25 protein-coding genes are annotated in these 24,894 nt (G+C 50.0%); 8 read left to right on the forward strand and 17 right to left on the reverse strand.

The genetic code is table 11. The features are described from left to right. Window positions 1–17: 17 nt before the first annotated feature. From nuoB to lrhA, 3 genes are all read right to left on the reverse strand, one after another. On the reverse strand, window positions 18–680 hold the full coding sequence (nuoB, locus tag FEM44_RS01615; RefSeq protein ID WP_000386733.1) for an NADH-quinone oxidoreductase subunit NuoB: 663 nt from the start codon (window positions 678–680) through the stop codon (window positions 18–20). A 15-nt stretch (window positions 681–695) separates the two neighbouring features. After that, the gene (gene nuoA, locus FEM44_RS01620) at window positions 696–1,139 is read right to left on the reverse strand and encodes an NADH-quinone oxidoreductase subunit NuoA (RefSeq protein WP_000062997.1); all 444 of its coding nucleotides are present in this window, start codon (window positions 1,137–1,139) and stop codon (window positions 696–698) included. A 620-nt stretch (window positions 1,140–1,759) separates the two neighbouring features. Next, window positions 1,760–2,698, reverse strand: a complete 939-nt coding sequence (gene lrhA / locus FEM44_RS01625) for a transcriptional regulator LrhA (protein WP_135521758.1) — start codon at window positions 2,696–2,698, stop codon at window positions 1,760–1,762. Between the two features lie 924 nt (window positions 2,699–3,622). Here lrhA and alaA point away from each other — a divergent pair. Continuing rightward, a complete protein-coding gene (gene alaA / locus FEM44_RS01630; protein ID WP_064526608.1) occupies window positions 3,623–4,840 on the forward strand; it encodes an alanine transaminase AlaA in 1,218 nt (405 codons plus the stop codon). Between the two features lie 83 nt (window positions 4,841–4,923). Then, window positions 4,924–5,523 carry a 5'-deoxynucleotidase gene (yfbR, locus tag FEM44_RS01635; RefSeq protein WP_130207221.1) on the forward strand — a complete coding sequence of 200 codons (600 nt, stop codon included), beginning with the start codon at window positions 4,924–4,926 and terminating at the stop codon, window positions 5,521–5,523. Between the two features lie 58 nt (window positions 5,524–5,581). Here the strand turns inward: yfbR and FEM44_RS01640 are convergent, their stop codons facing one another. From FEM44_RS01640 to yfbV, 4 genes are all read right to left on the reverse strand, one after another. Continuing rightward, window positions 5,582–7,414 carry an SLC13 family permease gene (locus FEM44_RS01640; protein WP_135521756.1) on the reverse strand — a complete coding sequence of 611 codons (1,833 nt, stop codon included), beginning with the start codon at window positions 7,412–7,414 and terminating at the stop codon, window positions 5,582–5,584. Between the two features lie 86 nt (window positions 7,415–7,500). Then, window positions 7,501–8,151, reverse strand: a complete 651-nt coding sequence (gene hxpA / locus FEM44_RS01645) for a hexitol phosphatase HxpA (protein ID WP_135521754.1) — start codon at window positions 8,149–8,151, stop codon at window positions 7,501–7,503. Window positions 8,152–8,161: 10 nt separating this feature from the next. Next, a complete protein-coding gene (locus FEM44_RS01650; RefSeq protein ID WP_064526599.1) occupies window positions 8,162–8,656 on the reverse strand; it encodes a YfbU family protein in 495 nt (164 codons plus the stop codon). An 83-nt stretch (window positions 8,657–8,739) separates the two neighbouring features. Further along, the gene (gene yfbV / locus FEM44_RS01655) at window positions 8,740–9,195 is read right to left on the reverse strand and encodes a terminus macrodomain insulation protein YfbV (RefSeq protein ID WP_000106627.1); all 456 of its coding nucleotides are present in this window, start codon (window positions 9,193–9,195) and stop codon (window positions 8,740–8,742) included. Window positions 9,196–9,533: 338 nt separating this feature from the next. Here yfbV and ackA point away from each other — a divergent pair, with 338 nt between their 5' ends. The 3 genes from ackA to yfcC all read left to right on the forward strand — a co-directional run bounded on the left by ackA (window position 9,534) and on the right by yfcC (window position 14,665). Then, window positions 9,534–10,736 (forward strand): acetate kinase, encoded by a 1,203-nt coding sequence (gene ackA, locus FEM44_RS01660; RefSeq protein ID WP_130207228.1) that lies wholly within the window; start codon window positions 9,534–9,536, stop codon window positions 10,734–10,736. Window positions 10,737–10,809: 73 nt separating this feature from the next. Continuing rightward, entirely contained in the window at window positions 10,810–12,954 is a 2,145-nt protein-coding gene (pta, locus tag FEM44_RS01665; RefSeq protein WP_130207230.1) for a phosphate acetyltransferase, read from the forward strand. A 190-nt stretch (window positions 12,955–13,144) separates the two neighbouring features. Then, the gene (gene yfcC / locus FEM44_RS01670; RefSeq protein ID WP_130207232.1) at window positions 13,145–14,665 is read left to right on the forward strand and encodes a putative basic amino acid antiporter YfcC; all 1,521 of its coding nucleotides are present in this window, start codon (window positions 13,145–13,147) and stop codon (window positions 14,663–14,665) included. 204 nt (window positions 14,666–14,869) lie between these two features. On the opposite strand, the gene yfcD is transcribed toward yfcC, so the two are convergent. Genes yfcD through yfcF form a run of 3 tightly spaced genes read right to left on the reverse strand, consistent with a single transcriptional unit; the run spans window position 14,870 to window position 16,722 of the window. Next, complete coding sequence (gene yfcD / locus FEM44_RS01675) at window positions 14,870–15,412, reverse strand: NUDIX hydrolase YfcD (protein WP_130207234.1); 543 nt, start codon at window positions 15,410–15,412, stop codon at window positions 14,870–14,872. A gap of 58 nt (window positions 15,413–15,470) precedes the next feature. Then, entirely contained in the window at window positions 15,471–16,022 is a 552-nt protein-coding gene (gene yfcE / locus FEM44_RS01680; RefSeq protein ID WP_064526570.1) for a phosphodiesterase, read from the reverse strand. Window positions 16,023–16,077: 55 nt separating this feature from the next. Next, window positions 16,078–16,722, reverse strand: coding sequence for a glutathione transferase (gene yfcF / locus FEM44_RS01685; RefSeq protein WP_135521752.1), 645 nt, complete (start codon window positions 16,720–16,722; stop codon window positions 16,078–16,080). Between the two features lie 134 nt (window positions 16,723–16,856). Here yfcF and yfcG point away from each other — a divergent pair, with 134 nt between their 5' ends. Genes yfcG through FEM44_RS01700 form a run of 3 tightly spaced genes read left to right on the forward strand, consistent with a single transcriptional unit; the run spans window position 16,857 to window position 18,837 of the window. Next, window positions 16,857–17,504 (forward strand): GSH-dependent disulfide bond oxidoreductase, encoded by a 648-nt coding sequence (gene yfcG, locus FEM44_RS01690; protein ID WP_135521750.1) that lies wholly within the window; start codon window positions 16,857–16,859, stop codon window positions 17,502–17,504. Window positions 17,505–17,560: 56 nt separating this feature from the next. After that, window positions 17,561–17,923 (forward strand): dihydroneopterin triphosphate 2'-epimerase, encoded by a 363-nt coding sequence (gene folX / locus FEM44_RS01695; RefSeq protein WP_130207240.1) that lies wholly within the window; start codon window positions 17,561–17,563, stop codon window positions 17,921–17,923. Between the two features lie 20 nt (window positions 17,924–17,943). After that, a complete protein-coding gene (locus tag FEM44_RS01700) occupies window positions 17,944–18,837 on the forward strand; it encodes a TIGR01777 family oxidoreductase (RefSeq protein WP_135521748.1) in 894 nt (297 codons plus the stop codon). A 47-nt stretch (window positions 18,838–18,884) separates the two neighbouring features. Here the strand turns inward: FEM44_RS01700 and rpnB are convergent, their stop codons facing one another. From rpnB to ubiX, 7 genes are all read right to left on the reverse strand, one after another. Further along, window positions 18,885–19,775: a recombination-promoting nuclease RpnB gene (gene rpnB, locus FEM44_RS01705; RefSeq protein ID WP_135521746.1), complete on the reverse strand. Its 891-nt coding sequence runs from the start codon at window positions 19,773–19,775 to the stop codon at window positions 18,885–18,887. A gap of 196 nt (window positions 19,776–19,971) precedes the next feature. Beyond that, the gene (hisP, locus tag FEM44_RS01710; protein WP_130260569.1) at window positions 19,972–20,745 is read right to left on the reverse strand and encodes a histidine ABC transporter ATP-binding protein HisP; all 774 of its coding nucleotides are present in this window, start codon (window positions 20,743–20,745) and stop codon (window positions 19,972–19,974) included. 7 nt (window positions 20,746–20,752) lie between these two features. After that, on the reverse strand, window positions 20,753–21,469 hold the full coding sequence (locus tag FEM44_RS01715; protein ID WP_000569948.1) for an ABC transporter permease: 717 nt from the start codon (window positions 21,467–21,469) through the stop codon (window positions 20,753–20,755). Continuing rightward, window positions 21,466–22,152 carry a histidine ABC transporter permease HisQ gene (gene hisQ / locus FEM44_RS01720; protein WP_130207250.1) on the reverse strand — a complete coding sequence of 229 codons (687 nt, stop codon included), beginning with the start codon at window positions 22,150–22,152 and terminating at the stop codon, window positions 21,466–21,468. The genes FEM44_RS01715 and hisQ overlap by 4 nt, the downstream gene beginning before the upstream one ends. A gap of 89 nt (window positions 22,153–22,241) precedes the next feature. Further along, entirely contained in the window at window positions 22,242–23,024 is a 783-nt protein-coding gene (hisJ, locus tag FEM44_RS01725) for a histidine ABC transporter substrate-binding protein HisJ (RefSeq protein WP_000737621.1), read from the reverse strand. Window positions 23,025–23,244: 220 nt separating this feature from the next. Further along, window positions 23,245–24,027: a lysine/arginine/ornithine ABC transporter substrate-binding protein ArgT gene (gene argT, locus FEM44_RS01730; protein ID WP_135521744.1), complete on the reverse strand. Its 783-nt coding sequence runs from the start codon at window positions 24,025–24,027 to the stop codon at window positions 23,245–23,247. A gap of 264 nt (window positions 24,028–24,291) precedes the next feature. Further along, window positions 24,292–24,861 carry a flavin prenyltransferase UbiX gene (ubiX, locus tag FEM44_RS01735; RefSeq protein ID WP_000825688.1) on the reverse strand — a complete coding sequence of 190 codons (570 nt, stop codon included), beginning with the start codon at window positions 24,859–24,861 and terminating at the stop codon, window positions 24,292–24,294. Window positions 24,862–24,894 lie beyond the last annotated feature (33 nt).

The following is a 24,894-nucleotide window of genomic DNA, read 5'->3' on the forward strand; positions in this document are numbered from 1 at the left end:
TTGCCGACAGGCGCAAATTAAATCTCGTCAGGTGTACGCAGGTTGGTTACGGCAATGCGTTCACCGCGCTTGCGTTCGCGCTCTGATTGCATATTGGCGCGATAAACGCCCTGATCGCCAACCACCCAGGAGAGCGGACGACGTTCTTTACCGATAGATTCCTGCAACAGCATCAGTGCCTGCATGTACGCTTCAGGACGCGGCGGGCAGCCCGGGATATACACATCAACCGGGATGAATTTATCGACGCCCTGCACAACGGAATAAATATCGTACATACCGCCGGAGTTGGCACAGGCACCCATTGAGATAACCCATTTTGGTTCCAGCATCTGGTCATACAGACGCTGAATAACCGGTGCCATTTTGGTAAAGCAGGTTCCTGCCACCACCATCAGGTCAGCCTGACGCGGCGAAGCACGCAATACTTCTGCGCCAAAACGCGCCACGTCATGCACCGCGGTAAACGAAGTCACCATCTCAACGTAACAGCAGGAAAGACCGAAGTTATACGGCCAAATTGAGTTTTTACGACCCCAGTTAACCATGTCATTGAGCTTGCCCATAAACACGTTTTTGTTAACTTCTTGCTCGAGAGGGTCGGTTACGATCTCCTGCTTTTGCAGGGGGTAACGGTCGTTCTCACCGTTGGGATCTATGCGGGTGAGCGTATAATCCATCTTAATGCCTCGCGGTTAGCGTTGACGATTAGCGATACTGTTCGTTTCCGGGTTCATACGCTCGCGGCGTGAACGCGCGGGCGTCCAGTCCAGCGCGCCAATACGCACCAGATAAACCAGACCTGCCAGTAACACAAAAATAAAAATTGCAGCTTCCACAAAGCCTACCCAGCCGCTTTCGCGGATTGAGGTTGACCATGCGAACAGATACAGCGCTTCAACGTCGAAGATAACGAAGAACATGGCCACCAGATAAAACTTGGCGGACAGGCGTAAGCGGGCGGAGCCGACCGAGTCGATACCGGATTCAAACGGAACGTTTTTCGACCTCGCGCGTGCGCGACCGCCTAAAAACCAACCGCCTACCAGCATCAGGCAACACAGGCCAATGGCAACGATAAGAAAGATAGCGAATGCCCAGTGATGAGCGATGACTTCAGTGGATGTTGACATACTCATTGCTTACTCATCAAAAGTAGCGCCAGATTCACTGCTCTTCACGGCAGATGGACGCCACATCGATTCATGGGGAGGAATAAAAAAAACCTTACAACTACTGTAGTAACAATTTTATACAGTGAATTGATGTGGTCTTTTACCCCTTTCTATAACCTTTTGTCAACTTTAACAAAAGTTTCTTCACATTAATTTACATAATACCAACAACTCTTGCATTTAATGCTCTTCATCCCAGATCATTGACGACTCCAGGAAAATTAGATGTTGTTGAATCGTGTCCGTTGTGAAGCAATGGAAAAAATACGGGTCTATTTTGACAGGAATTTGTGCCGATTCCTCCCCCTAAAAGAGAGTATTTTCTTGATCTGTGACACGCTTTTGTTAATCCATAACAAAAATACAGCAACAAGTTCACGTATTTTTTAACATCATTGTAGCAGGAGATTTTTATCCGGCGATTTTTTGTTCGCGCGTATAGAGAATGGAGGTCGATTGAAAAATGAACACTTTTGTTCAATATCAGGAAAAGTCGTTATCATTTATTGTAAAAAAAAGCCACTAACGTTCAAAAAAACATCAGTGGCTTGTTTTTACAAATGTGGTTATCTGGTACCAGACAATTATTCGTAATCGCCTTCAATTAACAGAGAATCATCCCCTTCATGGGCACCTATCGTGCTGAACTGCCATGGATTCTGATAACTCTCCATTGCCTGGTATATCACCTGGGCCAGTTCATTACCGCTGGACGGATCATAGCAGAGCAAATATTCGGTATCTGGCAGTGGTGGTAAACCGTCCACAGCACTCAAGACGCGCAGGTCCGGACTCATCATCTCAACCGGCCTTGCCGTTACACCCAATCCCGCTTTCACGGCAGCACGAACCGCCGGCAACGTGGAGGCGACATAAGCCAGACGCCATGGAATATCCGCTTTATTGAGTGTTGCCAGAACCATATCGCGGAACGGACTAGGATCATCCAGCAACACGAGAGGGATCGGCTCGCCTTTTTGCAATACGTATTCCGCAGCGCAATACCAGTGCGTTGGAGAAGTTCTCAGGTTCAACGCCTTAAAGGTATCAGGGCGATTTGTGGTAACCATTAAATCCACTTCCTGGGACTTCAGCATATCTGCCATATAACCATTACGCTTAACGCGGACATCTAGCGCAAGTTTCGGATAAACCGAACTCACGCGATTAAGCAGGAAAGGTAAGATCGTATCAGCAGATTCATCTGAAGCGCCGATTGTTAACACGCCCTGAAGATTACTGAACATCAATGATGAGCAAGCTTCATCATTAAAACGCAGGATCTTCCTGGCATAGCCAAGAAGCTGAATGCCATGTTCAGTTAACAGTTTGTTACGACCATGCCGAGCGAACAGTTCTTTCCCAACGAGTTGTTCAAGACGTTGCATTTGCTGACTAACAGCGGACTGAGTACGACACACGGCGGCAGCTGCGGCAGCAAAAGTGTTCAGATCGGCAACAGCAACAAATGTTCTCAGCAGATCGAGGTCGAGGTTAATTATCGGACGATTTGCACTTATCATATATTATCACTTACTGGCGGCTCATACTGAGCTGGTTAATGCTGTGCACACACAAACAAGCAATTCCATTTGTAATGTGCCTCCCTGGCAGTTTCATCCGGAGGTCTGGATGAAAGTTAAAATGCATATGAGTTGCACTAATAAGAACGACTCACATTGTTCCGTTATAATGCCTGAAGTAGTTCACAGAATATATCTTCAGGAATCGCATATCTATTAAGTTACTCACTCTTTTCTATTTATGACATGCGAGTGTTTGTGTAAATGTAAATGTTGTTCCTTGTTCCACTACTAGCAAAGCGGCGCCAACCCAGCGTGAACACGCATAAGCGGCGATGATTTGTCTGCATCAAAAGTGGGGGTTCCGTCATTTAAGCGAGCATTTTACCCTAAAACCCATTTATTTATAAGGGCCATTGCGAATTATCTGATGCAAAGTTATGTTATGTTAGGCAAAGTAATCTTCTATTATTAATAAGCACAACAAAACCTTTTTGAATATTAAATAATAATTAATTAGCACACCCTGCATTCATTAATTCCGCTTAACAATAGTTTCGCACGTCATCACCTATACGACACTTCGGCGATCACTACTCTGTTAATGTTTCACTTATAATGAAAATATCATGAATATGAGATGTTCGTGATTTCTTAAATCAAAGGAAATTCGCACATTTATCTACCAGACAAAAAACTATGCATTAGATTAATACTTGGAATAAATCACTACAAAACACAAATCATTAAGCATATGCATCTCAATATTTAACGATTATTAAGTTATTAACAGCACATTCCCTTCTTTTACTCTCGCAAAATCTTGTTCTGCAGAACTTCAAAACACCGCCTCGGGGGAGTACATTGTTCTAAGCTGACTTCCACGGCAGGGAGTGGCGATAACAGCAAAAAAGGTCAAGATTCATGTCACCCATTGAAAAATCCAGCAAGTTAGAGAATGTCTGTTATGACATCCGTGGTCCGGTGCTGAAAGAAGCAAAACGCCTGGAAGAAGAAGGTAACAAGGTATTGAAACTGAACATCGGCAACCCAGCCCCGTTCGGTTTTGACGCTCCTGATGAGATCCTGGTTGACGTGATACGCAACCTCCCGACCGCTCAGGGCTATTGTGATTCAAAAGGCCTTTACTCTGCGCGTAAGGCCATCATGCAGCACTATCAGGCGCGAGGCATGCGTGATGTTACCGTGGAAGACATTTACATCGGCAATGGTGTATCGGAGCTTATCGTTCAGGCAATGCAGGCCTTGCTGAATAGCGGGGATGAAATGTTGGTTCCTGCACCTGATTACCCACTATGGACCGCGGCGGTTTCGCTCTCCAGCGGTAAAGCGGTGCACTACCTTTGTGACGAGTCCTCTGACTGGTTCCCGGACCTTGATGATATTCGCGCTAAAATTACGCCTCGTACGCGCGGTATCGTTATTATCAACCCGAACAACCCTACCGGCGCGGTTTATTCCAAAGAGCTTTTAATGGAAATTGTGGAGATTGCGCGTCAGCATAATCTCATTATCTTCGCCGATGAAATTTACGACAAAATTCTCTACGACGACGCCGAGCATCACTCGATTGCGGCGATGGCGCCTGACCTGCTGACCATTACCTTTAACGGTCTGTCGAAAACGTATCGTGTGGCAGGCTTCCGTCAGGGCTGGATGGTGCTGAACGGGCCGAAAAAACACGCCAAAGGCTACATCGAAGGTCTGGAAATGCTAGCCTCAATGCGACTTTGCGCCAACGTTCCCGCACAACACGCGATTCAGACCGCATTGGGCGGCTATCAGAGTATCAGTGAATTTATCTTACCAGGCGGGCGTCTTTACGAGCAGCGTAATCGCGCATGGGAATTGATTAACGACATTCCAGGCGTTTCCTGCGTGAAGCCACGCGGCGCGCTGTACATGTTCCCAAAAATCGACGCCAAACGTTTTAATATTCACGACGACCAGAAGATGGTGCTGGACTTCCTGTTACAGGAAAAAGTTCTGCTGGTTCAGGGGACGGCTTTTAATTGGCCGTGGCCGGATCACTTCCGCATAGTTACGCTGCCGCGCGTTGATGATATCGAACTGTCATTAAGTAAATTCGCTCGTTTCCTTTCTGGCTATCATCAGCTGTAATCTTAAATTCACTGCCGGAGATTGCATCCGGCAGTGTTATCCCCCCACAATGATCTCATGAAGTCATCACACGCAAGGTCGTTATGAAGCAGAGCCATTTTTTTGCCCATCTATCCCGTCTGAAACTCATTAACCGCTGGCCGTTAATGCGCAATGTACGGACAGAAAATGTGTCTGAGCACAGTTTGCAGGTGGCGATGGTCGCCCATGCGCTGGCTGCCATTAAAAACCGTAAGTTTGGCGGAAATGTCAACGCTGAACGCATCGCTCTGCTGGCGATGTACCACGATGCCTCTGAAGTGCTCACCGGCGATCTCCCTACCCCAGTGAAATATTTCAACTCGCAAATCGCTCAGGAATACAAAGCCATTGAAAAAATCGCCCAACAAAAGCTGGTCGATATGGTTCCGGAGGAGTTGCGGGATATTTTCGCGCCATTAATCGATGAAAATGCGTATAGCGATGAAGAAAAGTCGCTGGTGAAACAGGCTGATGCACTTTGTGCCTATCTGAAATGTCTGGAAGAGCTCGCAGCCGGAAATAATGAATTTTTGCTGGCAAAAACGCGGCTGGAAGCGACACTTGAAGCGCGCCGTAGCCAGGAGATGGACTACTTCATTGAGGTCTTTGTTCCCAGCTTCCAACTATCGCTCGATGAAATTAGCCAGGATTCGCCGCTGTAAGTTGCCAGAGCCAGCGTCGCATCAGGCAATAAGCGCCAGATGCGACATCAGGCTTTCGTCAAAACGGAAACAGCATCGGAATCATCACCACGCAAACCGCCATCACAATAACGGTGAACGGTACTCCCAGCTTCACAAAATCACTAAAGCTGTAATTTCCCGGCCCTAAAACCAACGTGTTAACCGGTGAGGAAACTGGCGTCATAAAGGCGGCGGATGCTGCCATCGCAACCACCATGGCAAATGGATACGGCGAGACGCCCATTGTTTTAGCCGCCGCCAGCGCAATCGGCGCCATCAGCACAGCCGTTGCCGTATTCGAAATAAACAAACCAATCACTGCCGACAAGACAAACAAACAGCCAAGCATCATATGTGGCCCGTAACCGCCGCCGATGTCCATTAACCCTTTCACCGCCAGCGCGACACCGCCTGTTTTCTGTAGCGCCACCGCGAACGGCATCATCCCAACGATCAAAATAATGCTCGGCCAGTGAATGGATTTATAGGCGCTTTCAGCATCGATACAGCGGAATTTCCCCATCAGCAGGCAGGCAATGATGGCCGCGATGGGATTAGGGATTTCATCAGTCAGCATTAAAGCCACCATCAACACCAGACAGAAAATGGCATGGGGTGCCTGACTGTGCGCAGGCGATGCTTCACTCACCTCTTCCGGTAAGTTCAGCGCCACGAAGTCGCGGCCCTGTTTTGCCAACATACCGATAAGCTTCCAGTTACCGACGACCAGAATGATATCGCCCAGCAGCAGAGGCTCATCCGCCAGCGAACCTTCCAGCGCCAGGCCGTTGCGTTTCAGGCCCACCACATTCAGTCCGTAGCGCGTACGAAAGCCAATTTCGCGCACCGATTTACCAATCAACTCAGACTCAGGAATTAATGAAATCTCCGCCATGCCGACATCAAGGGCTTGATCGGAAAAATACTCACCGCGCAGCACCATCGGCTCCAGCAATTGTTCACTGCAAAATTGTCGGAGATCGACATCAGCTGCGGACATATCAATAAGCAAAACGTCACGCGCCCGGAATTCAGAAACCCCGTTCACGTTCACAATAACGCGACGAAAACGCCGCCAGCGTTCAACACCGATGACGTTAGCGCCATAACGTTCACGTAATTTGAGATCGTCCAGTCGCTGGCCAATCATCGGCGAACCGGGACGAATGGCCAGGCGACGCGCGCGCCCGGTAAGTCGGTATTCACGGATAAGATCGCGAAAGGTACGACGCGTCCAGCCTTCGCGCTGCGGGGTCTGGGTATCCCCTTTCAGCATGAAACGCATCACTAACATATACAAGATGCCCAGCACCAGTACGACCAGACCGATGGGGGTTACGCTAAAGAAACTAAAACCATGATAGCCTTCACGCAGCAATTCACTATTAATCACCAGGTTAGGTGGCGTTGCCACCAGCGTCATCATGCCGCTGATAAGCCCGGCAAAACTCAACGGCATCATCAGGCGCGACGGCGACGTTTGCATGCGCATAGCGACGCTTAACACCACAGGGATAAAGATAGCGACGACGCCCGTTGAACTCATAAACGCGCCAAGGCCCGCAACGGTCAGCATCAACAAAACCAACATTTTGATTTCACTTTTGCCTGCCACTTTAACCAGCCATGTCCCCATTACGGCGGCGACACCCGTGCGGACTAAACCATCGCCAATAATAAACAAGGCGGCGATCAGTACCACGTTAGGATCGGAAAAGCCGGAAAACACTTCAGGAACGGTCAGCGTACCGCTTAATGCAAACGCAACAATGACAAACAAAGCGACCGCATCCATACGCACTCTGCCCGTCGCAAACAAGACGATGGCAACCGCCAGTAATGAAAGAACCCAGATCAATTCACCGTTCACAACGTATCCTTGTTAATTGAGGGGGATAGCCTGATTCTGCCACAAAAAAGCCCCGACGGGACGGGGCTAAATCATGATCTGGCGTTTCACGCAATAATAACGTCACCATTTGGCTGTTTGATCACAGTAATTTGTTCCAGACTATGGAGGACCAAATCTACCTCATTCAGACGCGGGGTATCAGCCGGTGCGTTAACCGCAATGACATGACACCCCGCAGCCAGGCCTGAAAGCACGCCAGCGGGAGCATCCTCCACCACCACACATTCCTGCGGCGCAAGGCCCAGCAGTTGTGCACCTAACAGATATGCATCCGGCTCTGGTTTTCCACGTTTAACCCGCTCTGCGGTGACAAACACTTCCGGCGCGGGAAGTCCGGCGACTTTGTGGCGGGCTCGCGCAACAGGCATGGAACCAGAAGTGACAATGGCCCACGGAATCCCCGCTTTATTCAAATGATTGAGTAAAGCTATCGCCCCTGGGAGTGCGGTAATACCTTCGGTTTCCGTAGCCTCGATTTGTTCCAGACGGGTAAACTCGGCGGCAATTTCCGTCTCCGATTTGCCCATCATGAAATGGCGCAGAGACGTAATCGCCTGTTTACCATGAATAAACGCCAGCACATCTTCCGGTGCTAGCCCATGACGTCTGGCCCAGTTGCTCCACGCCCGCTCTACCGCGGGCAGCGAATCCACCAGCGTTCCATCCAGATCAAACAGAAAACCTTTACACCGCACGCGGGCCTCCTCAGGCGTTGATGATTTGGTTAATTTCGTTAGCGCTCAGGTGATACTGACGCGGGCAGGCATGCCAGACATTCAACATGCGCAGATATTTCTCCCACATTGGCGTCTGGGCATTAAAGCCGTGAGTTCCGGCATCAAAATGGGTGTAACGCCCTTCAACGTTAACCATAAAGCGGACATAACCGAGATAACGTGCTTCGGTGGCAGCGTCAAAGCCGAGGAAGGTGACACGACGTTCATCGATGGATTGCTGGTCCTGTAAATTAGACCAGGAAACATGCAGCGCGTGATACATCTCCATAATGTCGATGATAGTGCGGCAGGTTTCTTCTTTCAGCTCGCCAAACTCGCGATCCAGTTCGCGCATTTGTAAACCATAACCACGCTCAATGATTGTTTGCAGGCGACGGTAACGTTCAGCATTTGCCGGATCGAGCATAGTCATCATTTTGTACTGGTTAGACAAAATAAGACGTTGCGCGTTGGTCATTTCCATTGTTGACTCCTGTATCACTCTACTACGGTGAAAAAAAAGAAGGCCGATGTCTGCCTTCTTTTATATGCGTAATCAGGGGTCAATTACAAATCATCAAGGAAAGTTTTATCCAGTTGTTTGAAGGCGCGCTTAAGCGTGTCAGCTAATGCCTGGTAATCAGGCTTGCCTTCAACAGGTGCCAGCACCTGTCCAGACTCCTGCAATTTACCGCGAACTTCATAAAACCAGTTGAGGATTGCAGGTGGTAATGGCGTTACAGAACGCTTGCCCAGCCACCACAGTCCCTGCATGGGTAAGCTTAGGGCGAACAACGCCGTGGCGACTGCCGGACCAAGCTGACCGCCCAGCGCAATCTGCCAGCAGAGAGTAAACACGGCGATCGGCGGCATAAAGCGGATCGCATAGCGCGTCATCTTAATGACTCGATTCTCAACAAAGACCGGGGCAAGGCGTTTTTCCAGCGGCCACGTCTTTGAGTAATGCTGTCCCCGGCGAAACAAGCTAAAAAAATTAACAGAACGATTATCCGGCGTTGACATGCTTCACCTCAACTTCACATATAAAGATTCAAAAATTTGTGCAAATTCACAACTCAGCGGGACAACGTTCAAAACATTTTGTCTTCCATACCCACAATCAGGTATCCTTTAGCAGCCTGAAATGGCCGAGTAGTACATATTCATTGAGTCGTCAAATTCATAAACATTATGCCATTGGCTGAAAATTACGCAAAATGGCATAGACTCAAGATATTTCTTCCATCATGCAAAAAAAATTTGCAGTGCATGATGTTAATCATAAATGTCGGTGTCATCATGCGCTACGCTCTATGGCTCCCTGACGTTTTTTTAGCCACGTATCAATTATAGGTACTTCCATGTCGAGTAAGTTAGTACTGGTTCTGAACTGCGGTAGTTCTTCACTGAAATTTGCAATCATCGATGCAGCGAATGGTGAAGAGTACCTTTCTGGTTTAGCCGAATGTTTCCACCTGCCCGAAGCACGTATCAAATGGAAAATGGACGGCAATAAACAAGAAGCGGCTTTAGGTGCAGGCGCCGCTCACAGCGAAGCGCTCAACTTTATCGTTAATACTATTCTGGCACAAAAACCAGAACTGTCTGCGCAGCTGACCGCTATCGGTCACCGTATCGTACACGGCGGTGAGAAGTATACCAGCTCCGTAGTGATCGACGAGTCTGTTATTCAGGGTATCAAAGATGCAGCTTCTTTTGCACCGCTGCACAACCCGGCTCACCTGATCGGTATCGAAGAAGCACTGAAATCTTTCCCGCAGTTGAAAGATAAAAACGTTGCGGTATTCGACACTGCGTTCCACCAGACTATGCCGGAAGAGTCTTACCTCTACGCCCTGCCGTACAACCTGTACAAAGAGCACGGCATCCGTCGTTATGGCGCGCACGGCACCAGCCACTTCTATGTAACTCAGGAAGCGGCAAAAATGCTGAACAAACCGGTAGAAGAACTGAACATCATCACCTGCCACCTGGGCAACGGTGGTTCCGTTTCTGCTATCCGTAACGGCAAATGCGTTGATACCTCTATGGGTCTGACTCCGCTGGAAGGCCTGGTAATGGGTACTCGTTCTGGTGACATCGATCCGGCGATCATTTTCCACCTGCACGACACCCTCGGCATGAGCGTTGATGCAATCAACAAACTGCTGACCAAAGAGTCTGGCCTGCTGGGTCTGACCGAAGTGACCAGCGACTGCCGCTATGTTGAAGATAACTACGCGACGAAAGAAGACGCGAAGCGCGCAATGGACGTTTACTGCCACCGCCTGGCGAAATACATCGGTGCATACACCGCGCTGATGGATGGTCGTCTGGACGCTGTTGTATTCACCGGTGGTATCGGTGAAAACGCTGCGATGGTTCGTGAACTGTCTCTGGGCAAACTGGGCGTGCTGGGCTTTGAAGTTGATCGCGAACGCAACCTGGCTGCACGTTTCGGCAAATCTGGTTTCATCAACAAAGAAGGTACCCGTCCTGCGGTGGTTATCCCAACCAACGAAGAACTGGTCATCGCGCAAGACGCGAGCCGCCTGACTGCCTGATTTCACACCGCCAGCCCAGCTGGCGGTGCTGTTTTGTAACCCGCCAACCGGCGGTAACGAAAGAGGATAAACCGTGTCCCGTATTATTATGCTGATCCCTACCGGAACCAGCGTCGGTCTGACCAGCGTCAGCCTCGGCGTGATCCGTGCAATGGAACGCAAAGGCGTTCGTCTGAGCGTTTTCAAACCTATTGCTCAGCCGCGTACCGGTGGCGATGCGCCCGATCAGACAACGACTATCGTGCGTGCGAGCTCTTCCACCACGACAGCCGCCGAACCGCTGAAAATGAGCTACGTTGAAGGTCTGCTTTCCAGCAATAAAAAAGATGTGCTGATGGAAGAGATCGTCGCGAACTACCACGCTAACACCAAAGACGCTGAAGTGGTTCTGGTTGAAGGTCTGGTACCGACACGTAAACACCAGTTTGCCCAGTCTCTGAACTACGAAATCGCCAAAACGCTGAACGCGGAAATCGTCTTCGTTATGTCTCAGGGCACCGACACCCCGGAACAGCTGAAAGAGCGTATCGAACTGACTCGCAACAGCTTCGGTGGTGCAAAAAACACCAACATCACTGGCGTTATCGTTAACAAACTGAACGCACCGGTTGATGAACAGGGTCGTACTCGCCCGGATCTGTCCGAGATTTTCGACGACTCTTCCAAAGCTAAAATCAACAATGTTGATCCGGCGAAGCTGCAAGAATCCAGCCCGCTGCCGGTTCTCGGCGCTGTGCCGTGGAGCTTTGATCTGATCGCGACTCGTGCTATCGATATGGCACGCCACCTGAACGCTACCATCATCAACGAAGGCGACATCAACACTCGCCGCGTGAAATCTGTAACTTTCTGTGCACGCAGCATTCCACACATGCTGGAGCACTTCCGTGCAGGTTCTCTGCTGGTAACTTCCGCAGACCGTCCTGACGTACTGGTTGCCGCTTGCCTTGCTGCCATGAACGGCGTAGAAATCGGCGCCCTGCTGCTGACTGGCGGCTACGAAATGGACGCGCGCATTTCTAAACTGTGCGAACGCGCTTTCGCTACCGGCCTGCCGGTATTCATGGTAAACACCAACACCTGGCAGACTTCTCTGAGCCTGCAGAGCTTCAACCTGGAAGTTCCGGTTGACGATCACGAGCGCATCGAGAAAGTTCAGGAATACGTTGCTAACTATATCAACGCTGACTGGATTGACTCTCTGACTGCCACTTCCGAGCGCAGCCGCCGTCTGTCTCCGCCTGCGTTCCGTTATCAGCTGACCGAACTGGCGCGCAAAGCGGGCAAACGTATCGTTCTGCCGGAAGGCGACGAACCGCGTACCGTTAAAGCAGCCGCCATCTGTGCTGAACGTGGTATCGCAACTTGCGTACTGTTGGGTAACCCGGCAGAGATCAACCGAGTTGCAGCGTCTCAAGGCGTAGAACTGGGCGCAGGCATTGAAATCGTTGATCCAGAAGTGGTTCGCGAAAAATATGTTGCTCGTCTGGTCGAACTGCGTAAGAACAAAGGCATGACCGAAACTGTTGCCCGCGAACAGCTGGAAGACAACGTGGTTCTCGGTACCCTGATGCTGGAACAGGATGAAGTTGATGGTCTGGTTTCCGGTGCTGTTCACACCACCGCAAACACCATCCGTCCGCCGCTGCAGCTGATCAAAACTGCACCGGGTAGCTCTCTGGTATCTTCCGTGTTCTTCATGCTGCTGCCGGAACAGGTTTACGTTTACGGTGACTGTGCGATCAACCCGGATCCGACCGCAGAACAGCTGGCTGAAATCGCCATCCAGTCCGCGGATTCCGCCGCAGCCTTCGGTATCGAACCGCGTGTGGCTATGCTCTCCTACTCCACCGGTACTTCTGGTGCAGGTAGCGACGTAGAGAAAGTTCGCGAAGCAACTCGTCTGGCGCAGGAAAAACGCCCTGACCTGATGATCGACGGCCCGCTGCAGTACGACGCTGCGGTAATGGCTGACGTTGCGAAATCTAAAGCGCCGAACTCTCCGGTTGCAGGTCGCGCTACCGTGTTCATCTTCCCGGATCTGAACACCGGTAACACCACCTACAAAGCGGTACAGCGTTCTGCCGACCTGATCTCCATCGGGCCGATGCTGCAGGGTATGCGCAAGCCGGTTAACGACCTGTCCCGTGGCGCACTGGTTGACGATATCGTCTACACCATCGCGCTGACTGCGATTCAGTCTGCACAGCAGCAGTAATCTCGTCATAATCCGCAGCCTTACTGCTGCGGATATCAGAACCGGAAATAGCCACTATTTCCGGTTTTTTATTCTCTTAATTTGCATTACTCCTTTCTGATTATCTTGCTTAACTGCGCTGCATCAATGAATTGCGTCATCTCACTTTGCATACTTACCACTTTGTCTTGTGCAAGGGAAAATTTGCGCTATGTCAGCAATCACTGAATCCAAACCAACCAGAAGATGGGCAATGCCCGATACGTTGGTGATTATCTTTTTTGTTGCTATTTTAACCAGCCTCGCCACCTGGGTTGTTCCGGTGGGAATGTTTGACAGTCAGGAAGTGCAATATCAGGTTGATGGTCAGACAAAAACACGCAAGGTTGTAGACCCTCACTCATTTCGCATTCTGACCAACGAGGCGGGCGAACCAGAGTATCACCGCGTGCAACTGTTCTCGACGGGCGATGAACGTCCCGGCCTGATGAACTTCCCGTTTGAAGGGCTAACCTCTGGCTCGAAATATGGGACCGCCGTTGGCATCATCATGTTTATGCTGGTGATTGGCGGCGCGTTTGGCATCGTGATGCGTACAGGAACTATTGATAACGGCATCCTGGCGCTTATCCGCCACACACGAGGGAATGAAATTCTTTTCATTCCGGCGTTATTTATTCTCTTTTCACTCGGCGGTGCGGTATTTGGCATGGGGGAAGAGGCTGTCGCCTTTGCCATCATCATCGCGCCACTCATGGTACGGCTGGGTTATGACAGTATCACCACCGTCCTGGTAACCTATATCGCTACGCAAATCGGTTTTGCCAGCTCGTGGATGAACCCGTTCTGCGTGGTCGTCGCCCAGGGGATCGCTGGTGTTCCGGTGCTTTCTGGCTCCGGTTTGCGCATCGTGGTATGGGTAATCTCTACTCTGATTGGCCTGGTCTTCACCATGGTGTACGCCTCACGGGTGAAAAAGAATCCTCTGTTGTCACGCGTTCATGAGTCCGATCGTTTCTTCCGCGAAAAACAGGCGGATGTCGAACAGCGCCCATTTACCTTTGGTGACTGGCTGGTATTAATTGTTTTAACCGCCGTCATGATCTGGGTGATTTGGGGCGTTATCGTCAATGCCTGGTTTATTCCTGAAATTGCCAGCCAGTTCTTCGCTATGGGTCTGGTAATTGGCATCATCGGCGTTGTCTTCCGTCTGAATGGTATGACGGTAAACACCATGGCTTCATCATTTACCGAAGGCGCGCGAATGATGATAGCCCCCGCCCTGCTGGTTGGTTTCGCCAAAGGGATTTTGCTGCTGGTAGGTAACGGCGAAGCCGGTGATGCCAGCGTACTGAATACCATCCTCAACAGCATTGCCAATGCCATTAGCGGCCTTGATAATGCGGTCGCGGCGTGGTTTATGCTGCTCTTCCAGGCGGTATTTAATTTCTTCGTGACATCCGGTTCTGGCCAGGCCGCGTTAACCATGCCGTTACTGGCACCGCTTGGCGATCTGGTCGGCGTTAACCGTCAGGTTACCGTGCTGGCCTTCCAGTTTGGCGATGGCTTCAGTCATATCATTTACCCGACCTCGGCTTCGTTAATGGCAACGCTCGGTGTTTGCCGGGTGGACTTCCGTAACTGGATAAAAGTGGGTGCAACACTGCTTGGACTGCTGTTTATTATGTCCAGCGTGGTTGTGATAGGCGCCCAGTTGATGGGCTACCATTAAAAACGTTAAGAGCCGTGATTGCGGCTCTTAGATTGATGACAACGGAAAAATTGCCTGATGCGCTACGCTTATCATGCCTACATGGCCCATACAACATATTGAATTTGCAATATTTTGTAGGCCAGATAAGGCATTTACGCCGCATCCGGCATAAACAAAGCGCACTTTGTCTACAACCTGAGAGCCGCAACTGCGGCTCTTTTTTCATTCTGCCGTTTCAGTCTCTACGGCTTCATTGTTGGCATTGCGCTTCATCCACAACGCCAAAGCTTTTAGCGAGTCTGGTGTGAACTCATCGCAACGAGCGGTGATTTCTTCTGGCGTCAGCCAGCAGACCTCGCTGACTTCATCTTCCTGAAGGGCGAAGGGACCGTGAGAAACACAGCTGAACAACGCACCCCAGACACGGCAATTTTTGTCTTCAAAATAGAACTGCCCGTGCTCGGCAAAGGGGACACCGGCAATGCCCAACTCTTCTTCCGCTTCGCGACGTGCGGATTCCAGCAGTTGTTCATCAGCCTGGACCACACCACCAGCAGTAGCATCTAACATGCCGGGTAAAAAGTCTTTTGTCTCGGTACGACGCTGGACCAGAATTTTGCCCATACCATCATGCACGACGATGTAAGTTGCACGATGACGCAGACACTGTGCCCGCATTTGTTCCCGGCTGGCTTGTGCAATGACTTCGTTATCTTCATTGACAATATCCACCCATTCAGTACTTGCCAAACGACGCTGTTCCATTATCAGGAAACCTTCTTTTTCTGGCGCTCTTACGGCGCATTTTGAGTTGTTGGGTAAATTACGGATTAATCGCGACCTGCGCAATGATACTTTGATCATTGAGTGCGATTACGCTTAGTACGTCATCTTCGAGCATGCCGTAGCTCGCCAGATTGCCGCCTTTCGGAATGCTAACCGAACCGGGGTTGAAGTGGAAAATCTCCCCCCGCTGCTCCGCCACCGGCAGATGGGTATGACCATACACCAGCACGTCGTTCTGGTTTAACGCCGGCAGATTATCCGGGCCAAACAGATGCCCATGTGTCAGAAACAGGCGCTGTTTTTCCAGCAACACCTGTTGCCATGGCGCGGTCATTGGGAAATGCAGCAGCATTTGGTCCACTTCACTGTCGCAGTTGCCACGTACAGCGATGACTTTATGCGCCACTTCATTCAACCGTTCCGCCACCTTTGCCGGCGCATAGCCCTCCGGTAAAGCATTGCGTGGGCCGTGATTCAGCACGTCGCCAAGAATCACCAGCCACTGCGCGCCGCTTTGGGCAAACAACTCCAGTACACGTTCCGTCGCCGGTAACGACCCATGAATGTCCGATGCAAACATCAGTTTCATCACTCACTCCTCGTCGAAAAAACGTAAGCTATGATACTGGATTCTGTCGCTGCTATCAGCCAGATTGCTTCGCCGAAAGTGCAATAAAACGCTGAACTGAAGCCCGCTGCCACTGGAATGCCGCATAATCCACCAGACGTTCCGGCACCTCATCGCCGTGCAGCACCAGACGATTAATCATTAGCGCTAAATCAGTGTCGGCAATGCACCACTCGCCAAACAAATTAGGCTGGTTATGCGTCAGTAAATGTTCTGCCATTGCGAACAGTTTCTGCGCGCTGGCTTTTCCCTCCGCCGTTAGCGGTGCTTTTTTGGCGCCAGCAAAAACGACATCCGTCGAACGCTCTTCACGCAGAGGCATCAGGTCGCTTCGCAGCCATGCCTGAATCTGCCGTGCACGCGCCCGGTTTTGCAGATCTAATGGATAAATGCGTTCCCAGGTCGGCGGCGCAAAACGGTCTTCCAGATATTCCGCTATGGCAGAGGATTCACTCAACTCAAAATCATCAATCTGTAACAATGGCACGCGGCGTGTCTGCCCGTAACCTTGCCACGTCGGCTGTAAATGTTCACCGCTGTCAAGGTCGATAGTCTTTATATGAAAAGGTAGTCCTTTCTCCTGCAACGCCACCCAGGCGGATAACACGTAGGGTGAGAAAAAATGGGCATCTGACCAAAGCGTGATAGCGGGTTTACTCATTATATCCTCGGCGATAAAGGGGCTTGCTCTCAAACTATAGAGCCTTTTTGTCACGGTTACTTGATGAAAACTTACACAAGTCGCTGCGCTTTCTATACTTGATGTGTTCAGATTATTAGATAACCGGAGCTGCAATGATCGATCTCTATTTCGCGCCAACACCGAATGGTCACAAAATTACGTTGTTTCTCGAAGAGGCGGGACTGGATTATCGTTTAATCAAGGTTGACCTGGGGAAAGGCAGTCAGTTTCGCCCGGAGTTTTTGCGCATATCGCCGAACAATAAGATTCCGGCAATTGTGGATCATTCACCGACTGATGGCGGCGAACCGTTAAACCTCTTTGAGTCAGGTGCAATTTTGTTGTATCTGGCAGAGAAAACGGGACTATTTTTAAGTCACAACCCGCGTGAGCGCGCCACCACCTTACAATGGTTATTCTGGCAGGTTGGCGGCCTGGGGCCAATGCTCGGACAGAATCATCATTTTAATCATGCTGCGCCACAGACTATTCCTTACGCTATTGAACGTTATCAGGTTGAAACCCAGCGTCTGTATCACGTACTCAATAAGCGCCTGGAAAACGCCCCCTGGCTTGGCGGTGAGGATTACAGCATTGCGGATATTGCCTGTTGGCCGTGGGTAAATGCATATGCTCGTCAGCGGATTGACCTTGCTATGTACCCGGCAGCGAAGAACTGGCATGAGCGGATCCGTTCGCGCCCTGCCACCGGGCAATCACTATTAAAGGCTCAATTGAATGATGAGATCTCAGATAGTTAACTGAGAAAGGTTCTCGTGTATTATTCCTGTCTAAGTAAAACAATAGGGAACCTGCAATGTCACAACCTGCCGCTATTATTCGTATAAAGAACCTTCGTTTACGTACATTTATCGGAATTAAGGACGAGGAGATTAACAACCGTCAGGATATCGTTATCAATGTCACGATCCACTACCCCGCCGATAAAGCGCGTACCAGTGAAGATATTAATGACGCGCTGAACTATCGCACCGTCACCAAAAACATCATTCAACACGTGGAGAATAACCGTTTCTCTTTGCTGGAAAAATTAACTCAGGATGTGCTCGATATCGCACGTGAACATCACTGGGTAACCTATGCTGAAGTGGAGATCGATAAACTGCACGCGCTGCGCTACGCCGATTCGGTATCAATGACCTTGAGCTGGCAGCGTTAACCGCCATATTGGGAGGCTGCATGAATATAGTGATCACCGGAGGGACTGGATTAATTGGTCGCCATTTAATCCCGCGTTTGCTGGAGTTGGGCAATCAGGTCACAGTGGTGACGCGTAACACGCAGAAAGCCAGTTCAATCCTCGGCCCCCAGGTGACACTATGGCAAGGGCTTGCCAATCAAAGCAACCTCAACGGCGTTGACGCGGTAATCAACCTGGCTGGCGAACCGATTGCCGACAAACGCTGGACTCGCGAGCAAAAAGACCGGCTGTGCCAAAGTCGCTGGAATATTACGCAAAAACTGGTGGATTTAATTAATGCCAGCGACACGCCGCCGTCGGTCCTTATTTCCGGTTCGGCGACGGGATATTACGGTGATTTAGGTGAAGTTGTAGTTACCGAAGAAGAGCCTCCGCATAACGAATTTACCCATAAACTCTGCGCTCGTTGGGAAGAAATTGCCTGTCGGGCGCAAAGCGACAAAACGCGAGTGTGCCTGCTGCGTACCGGTGTGGTACTGGCACCAGATGGCGGTATTCTCGGCAAAATGCTGCCGCCGTTTCGCCTCGGTTTAGGTGGACCGATTGGCTCTGGTCGGCAGTATCTGGCCTGGATTCATATCGATGATATGGTCAACGGGATTCTCTGGCTGCTGGATAACTCTCTACGCGGACCGTTTAATATGGTTGCCCCCTACCCGGTACGCAATGAACAATTTTCCCATGCGCTTGGCCATGTACTGCATCGCCCGGCAATTATGCGCGTCCCCGCGACCGCCATTCGGCTGTTAATGGGCGAATCTTCAGTTCTGGTGTTAGGTGGACAACGCGCGCTACCTAAAAGGCTGGAAGAAGCGGGTTTTGCGTTTCGCTGGTACGATTTAGACGAGGCGCTGGCAGATGTTGTTCGCTGATGTGTTTTACCGCGAACATCCGCCAGTTAGTTCCTGGTAATTCTGAATTAGTGGCTTTTCGCCAAAAGGTCGTCTGGTGAAAGTCGGGTCACCATCAGAACTAATTCTCTGTCTAAACCTCTCTCCAGCATCTCCTGAGCAATACGCAGGGCTTCTTCGTGTTTACCCTGCACTGCGCCTTCTTCACGTAATCTGTCAGCAATGGTCATTAGTTTCTCCTTTTCTTGTGGTGCTCGTTCCGCTATCTCACCAATAAATGCACGGAAACGCTGGGCATCTCCCGTTTGTAATACGTAATTAAACAGGGCTTTTAGCTGCCTGTCATTAGTGTTGCCTGTAATAAGCAGAGAAACTATTTGATCGACTAATCCCAACAGATCGCGTTGGCGAATATGTTTCTGCATTAACTCCAGCAACGCCATTTTGCGGTGTTGCATAATCTCGTCATCCGGCACTACGGTAATATCCACCAGCGGAAAAGCCGATGAATAAATTTGGCGGGCAATAGCAGGTTCCGCAAATTCATCAAGCCAACATAGAGAATAAGGATAAGGACTTCTGCAACCATGATAAAACAGCATCGGGATCACCAAAGGCAGTTCTTTATAGCCTGCATCAAGATGGTTTTGCATTGCCGCGATAGAATAGCGCATCATGCGAAAAGCCATTAATTCTTCCGCCTTACTTTGGTGTTCAATGACGACATAAATATATCCCATCCCCTCCTCAGTTTTCACTGACCACAAGATGTCGGAGTAATATTGCCGCAGGTTTTCATCAATAAAACTGTTGGGTTCCAGTTTTAACGTCGATAAATCACAAAGTTTACGTAACGGCGCAGGAAGGTGAATATCAATAAAATCCCGTGCGGTGTCCGGATGACGTAAAAAGGATTTAAATACCGCATCATGCGGTGTGGAAGTTGGCGATATGGTCATGGCGTTCCGTCACCCCTCAAATTTAAGATGACGAGACAATAACCACCCTTTATAAGCAATGCAGCAGGCAGTTTTTATATCTGGACAGCGAATTCAGAAATATTTTAAGTGGACTGCAATATATACATGTCAATGGAAGCCAACTCGCAAATTAGCCTTGAAAATACTCCGGCAGCATTAGCCACCGGAGAGGAAATTATTTCAGCGATCCCTTGAGGAACTGTTGCAAACGAGGACTTTGCGGGTTGCCAAATAATTGTTCTGGCGCACCCTCTTCTTCGATTTTCCCCTGATGGAGGAAAATAACATGTGTGGAGACATGGCGAGCAAATTCCATTTCGTGGGTTACCACCACCATCGTTTTCCCCTCTTCCGCCAGCTGCTGCATAATGCGCAGCACTTCGCCCACCAGCTCTGGGTCAAGGGCCGATGTAGGTTCATCAAACAGCAGAACTTCTGGTTCCATTGCCAGCGCCCTTGCGATGGAAACACGCTGTTGCTGACCGCCAGAAAGGTGCACCGGATATTTCCCCTGCGCACGTTCGTCTATGCCGACTTTCGCCAGATATTTCACCGCCCGCTCGCGCGCTTCATGCTTGCTCAGGCCCAGCACCTGAATCGGCGCTTCCATGACGTTTTCCAGCACCGTCATGTGGCTCCAGAGATTGAAGTGCTGGAACACCATCGTCAGGCGTGTGCGCAGCAAGCGCAGCTGATTTTTATCAGCGACTTTGAGTTGGCCGTCTTTATCCCGCACCAGATTGATAGTCTGGCCGTTAACCACGATCGAGCCTTCACTCGGTTTTTCGAGGAAGTTAATGCAACGCAGAAAGGTACTTTTCCCCGATCCCGACGATCCGATGATGCTGATCACATCCCCGGCGTTCGCTTGCAGTGACACCCCTTTCAGCACTTCATGTTCGCCGTAGCGTTTGTGCAAATCGATAACGTTTAATTTATTCTCGGACATCGTATTCTCAGTGCGTTGAAGAAGGTTTCACATGCTGCAACCAGCGTTTTTCCGCTCTGCGAAAGAGGCTGATCAGGACATAAGAGATGATTAAATAGAGTACCGCAGCAATGCCAAAGGCGGTAAAAGGTTGATACGTCGCGGCGTTTATATCACGGGCTATTTTCAGCAGATCCGGCACCGTGGCAGTAAACGCCAGCGCAGTAGAGTGCAACATCAGGATCACTTCGTTGCTGTAGGCCGGTAAAGCAATGCGCAGCGCCGACGGTAAAATAATGCAGCGATACATTTTAAAGGTCGAGAAACCATAGGCTCTGGCAGCTTCAATTTCCCCGTGCGGCACCGAGCGGATAGCTCCGGCAAAAATCTCGGTGGTGTAAGCACAAGTGTTAAGCGTCAGCGCCAGCACGGTACAGTTCAGGCCACTGCGGAAGAAAGCGTTAAGGAACTCGGTCCCTTTAACAATCTCCAGCGTGTACATGCCGGAATAGAACACCAGCAACTGCACATACAGCGGCGTACCGCGAAAAATATAGGTAAATAACCAGATTGGAAACTGGATGTATTTATTACTTGAGACGCGACCAATCGCCAGAAACAGCGCCAGAATTCCGCCTATCACTACTGACAAAATCAGCAACCAAAGGGTAATCGCCACGCCGGTAAAGCGATAACCGTCGGTCCACAACAGCGGTTTCCAGTATTCATGTAAGATTTCGATCACAGGTCAGCCCTCTTCACACCCACGGAGTAGCGGCGCTCAAGGAACAGCAGCACACCATTGGAAACGGTGGTGAAAACCAGATAAATCACGCCACAGACAATGGCGAAATAGAACGGTTCCCATGTACTTTTGCCTGCCAGTTGGGTGGCTTTCACCACATCTTCCAGGCCGAGTAACGAAACCAGAGCGGTAGATTTGAGGATCACCTGCCAGTTGTTGCCAATGCCCGGCAGAGCGTAACGCATCATCGCCGGAAACATAATCCGCCGAAACACTTGCCCACGAGTAAAACCGAACGCCGTCGCCGCCTCTATTTGCCCTTTCGGCACCGCCATAAACGCGCCACGGAACGTTTCGGTGAAGTAAGCACCGTAAATAAAACCCAGGGTGATAATACCGGCAACCATCGGGTCGATATCAATCTGCCCGACGCCCATCGCCTCCGTCACCGCGTTTAGCGCAATCTGCAAACCGTAAAATATCAGCAGCATCAACACTAAATCCGGCACACCGCGAATCAGCGTGGTATATCCTTCGAAAATCAGTCCCGAAAGCCGATTTTGCGAAAGCTTACCGCCAGCGCCAATTAAACCGATGATTACAGCGAGCACTACAGAGCTGATGGCCAGCTCCAGCGTGACGAGCGCACCCTGTAAAATAACACCTGAAAACCCATACAACATGCTGCCTGTCCTGTCGTGTGTGGTGAATTACCGCCTCTTGTCTCCCTCCGGTTACCCGAAGGGAGCGGGCTTTCTTTCACCGATGGTGATTAACCACCATAAACATCAAAATCGAAGTACTTTTTCGCTAATTTCTCGTAAGTACCATCAGCGCGCATTTCGGCAAAGGCTTTGTTCAGTGCCTCGCGCAGTTCGTTATCTTCTTTACGCAGGCCCATGCCGGTGCCTACGCCAAACAGTTTTTCATCTTTAACAGACGGGCCACCGAATTTGTAATCTTTACCGACTGGCTGTTTGAGGAAACCTTCGCTGGCGGCAACTTCGTCCTGGAACGCTGCATCAATACGTCCGGCGGTCAGGTCAGAGTAAATGTTGTCCTGCCCCTGATAAGAGACGATTTCAATGCCTTTTGGCGCCCAGTGCTCGTTACCAAATGTCTCCTGGGTCGTGCCCTGCAATACCCCTACCCGCTTGCCTTTCAGCGATTCTACTGTCGGCTGAATGTCGGAATTTTTTGCCACAACCAGGCGAGAATCGGCGGCGTACAATTTGTCGGTGAAGGCTATTTCCTGCTGACGTTTTTCGGTGATGGAAAGCGATGACATGATGGCGTCAATCTTCTTCGCTTTTAATGACGGAATTAACGCATCCAGCGGGTTTTCGACAAATGTACATTGCGTATTGATGCGTTTGCACAGTTCCTTCGCCAGGTCGATATCAAAGCCAACCAATTCACCTTGTGAATTTTTTGATTCAAACGGTGCATAAGTTGGGTCAGTACCGATGCGAATATTTTGCGGAATAGCAGCAAAAGCAGCAGTCGCGCTGGAGAAGGCCAGAACCAGAGAGAGCGATAGCACCAGTTTTTTCATAATGTCCTCAACTGACAGTCTTTTAGTAGGGAATATTTACAGGTTTGTTACACTTATCGTGCCATAAAATTGACCAACAAGGCAAAATATCCTGGCCAGTTAATCGTATTATTTTTCATTAAAATTGCTTAAGTATGCATTTCAATGCACCACGATAGTGCAACAAACCTATAACGCACCATGATAATGACACTATCAGGTGCAGCTTCCCTGCGACGAATCAGTCACCATAGACATTAAAATCGAAGTACTTTTTCGCCATCTTGTCGTAAGTACCATCCTGCCGCAGCTCGCCAAGCGCTTTGTCAAAGGCGGCTGTCAGTTCGGCATCATCTTTACGCAGCCCGACACCGGTACCGTCACCGAAGTATTTTTTGTCTTTCACTGATGGTCCTGCAAAGGCGAACTCTTTACCGGCAGGTTGCTTAAGGAATCCTTCACTGGCGGCGACTTCATCTTGCAACGCAGCATCCAGACGCCCCGCAGCAAGATCGGAATAGACTAAATCCTGGTTGGCATAGGCCACAACATCAATACCTTTACTGCGCCAGGTATCGTTAGCATAGGCTTCCTGAGTGGAGCCTTGCAGCACTCCGACATGTTTACCTTTCAGTGAATCCAGCGTTGGCTGAATCGGCGAACCTTTAGCGGCAATCAGACGGGAATCCGCGGCGTACAGCTTGTCGGAGAAAGCAATCTCCTGCTGACGCTTATCGGTAATGGAGAGCGACGAAATAATAGCGTCGATTTTTTTCGCTTTCAGTGAGGGGATCAGCGCATCAAAGTCGCTGGCAACCCAGGTACATTTCACCTGCATCCGTTTGCACATCTCGTTACCGAGATCGATATCAAAGCCAACAAAGTCACCTTTGGCATCTTTCGATGAGAACGGTGCATAGGTGGTATCCGTTCCGATACGTACCGTCTCCGGCAGCGCCGCGTAGCTGGAAACTGCTGCGGAGATACCGACTAACAAAGACAGAGCGAGAATCGACTTCTTCATACATAACCCTCAAGTGAAATGGCTTTTTTATGTTGTGTATTGTGTTGTGTGTTTGCAGGCTCGTTCATGCAGGTCTTATGCCATCTTGCCGACAGCAGCAACATTCAACGTAAAATATGTTAATAAGACGTTGCATTATTGTCCTGAAATTGAAGATAGCAGGTATGGCGGTTGAATCGCAGCGTTTCGATTCAATGGAAGGAACAAAATGTCGAGGATTTGATCGCGGTTGCAAAATTGCCCTGAAACAGGGCAACAGCGGAGTTAAGCGCCCTGCCAGCGGGCAAAGAGATCTTCGGGAAGGGTTATCGCAAACTGGTCAAGAACACGGTTAACCGTCTGATTTATCACATCATCAAGGGATTGCGGGCGATGATAAAACGCCGGAACGGGAGGCATAATCACCGCACCGATTTCAGCCGCCTGAGTCATTAAACGCAGGTGGCCTAAGTGCAACGGTGTTTCACGCACGCAGAGCACCAACGGGCGACGCTCTTTCAGCACCACATCTGCCGCGCGGGTCAACAGGCCATCGGTATAGCTATGGACAATGCCGGAAAGGGTCTTGATTGAACAGGGTAAAATCACCATGCCCAGCGTCTGGAAAGAACCAGAAGAGATGCTGGCAGCAATATCGCGCGCATCATGAGTTACATCGGCTAACGCCTGCACTTCGCGCAGGGAAAAATCCGTTTCGAGGGATAAGGTCTGGCGCGCCGCCTGGCTCATAACCAGATGCGTTTCGATGTCTGCAACATCGCGCAGAACCTGTAATAAGCGCACGCCATAAATCGCGCCGCTGGCACCACTGATGCCTACAATGAGTCGTTTCATAGAGAGTTGCCCTGTCAGACTTGCAGGCAGACT

Source organism: Escherichia sp. E4742 (genome assembly GCF_005843885.1).
Classification (GTDB): Bacteria; Pseudomonadota; Gammaproteobacteria; order Enterobacterales; family Enterobacteriaceae; genus Escherichia.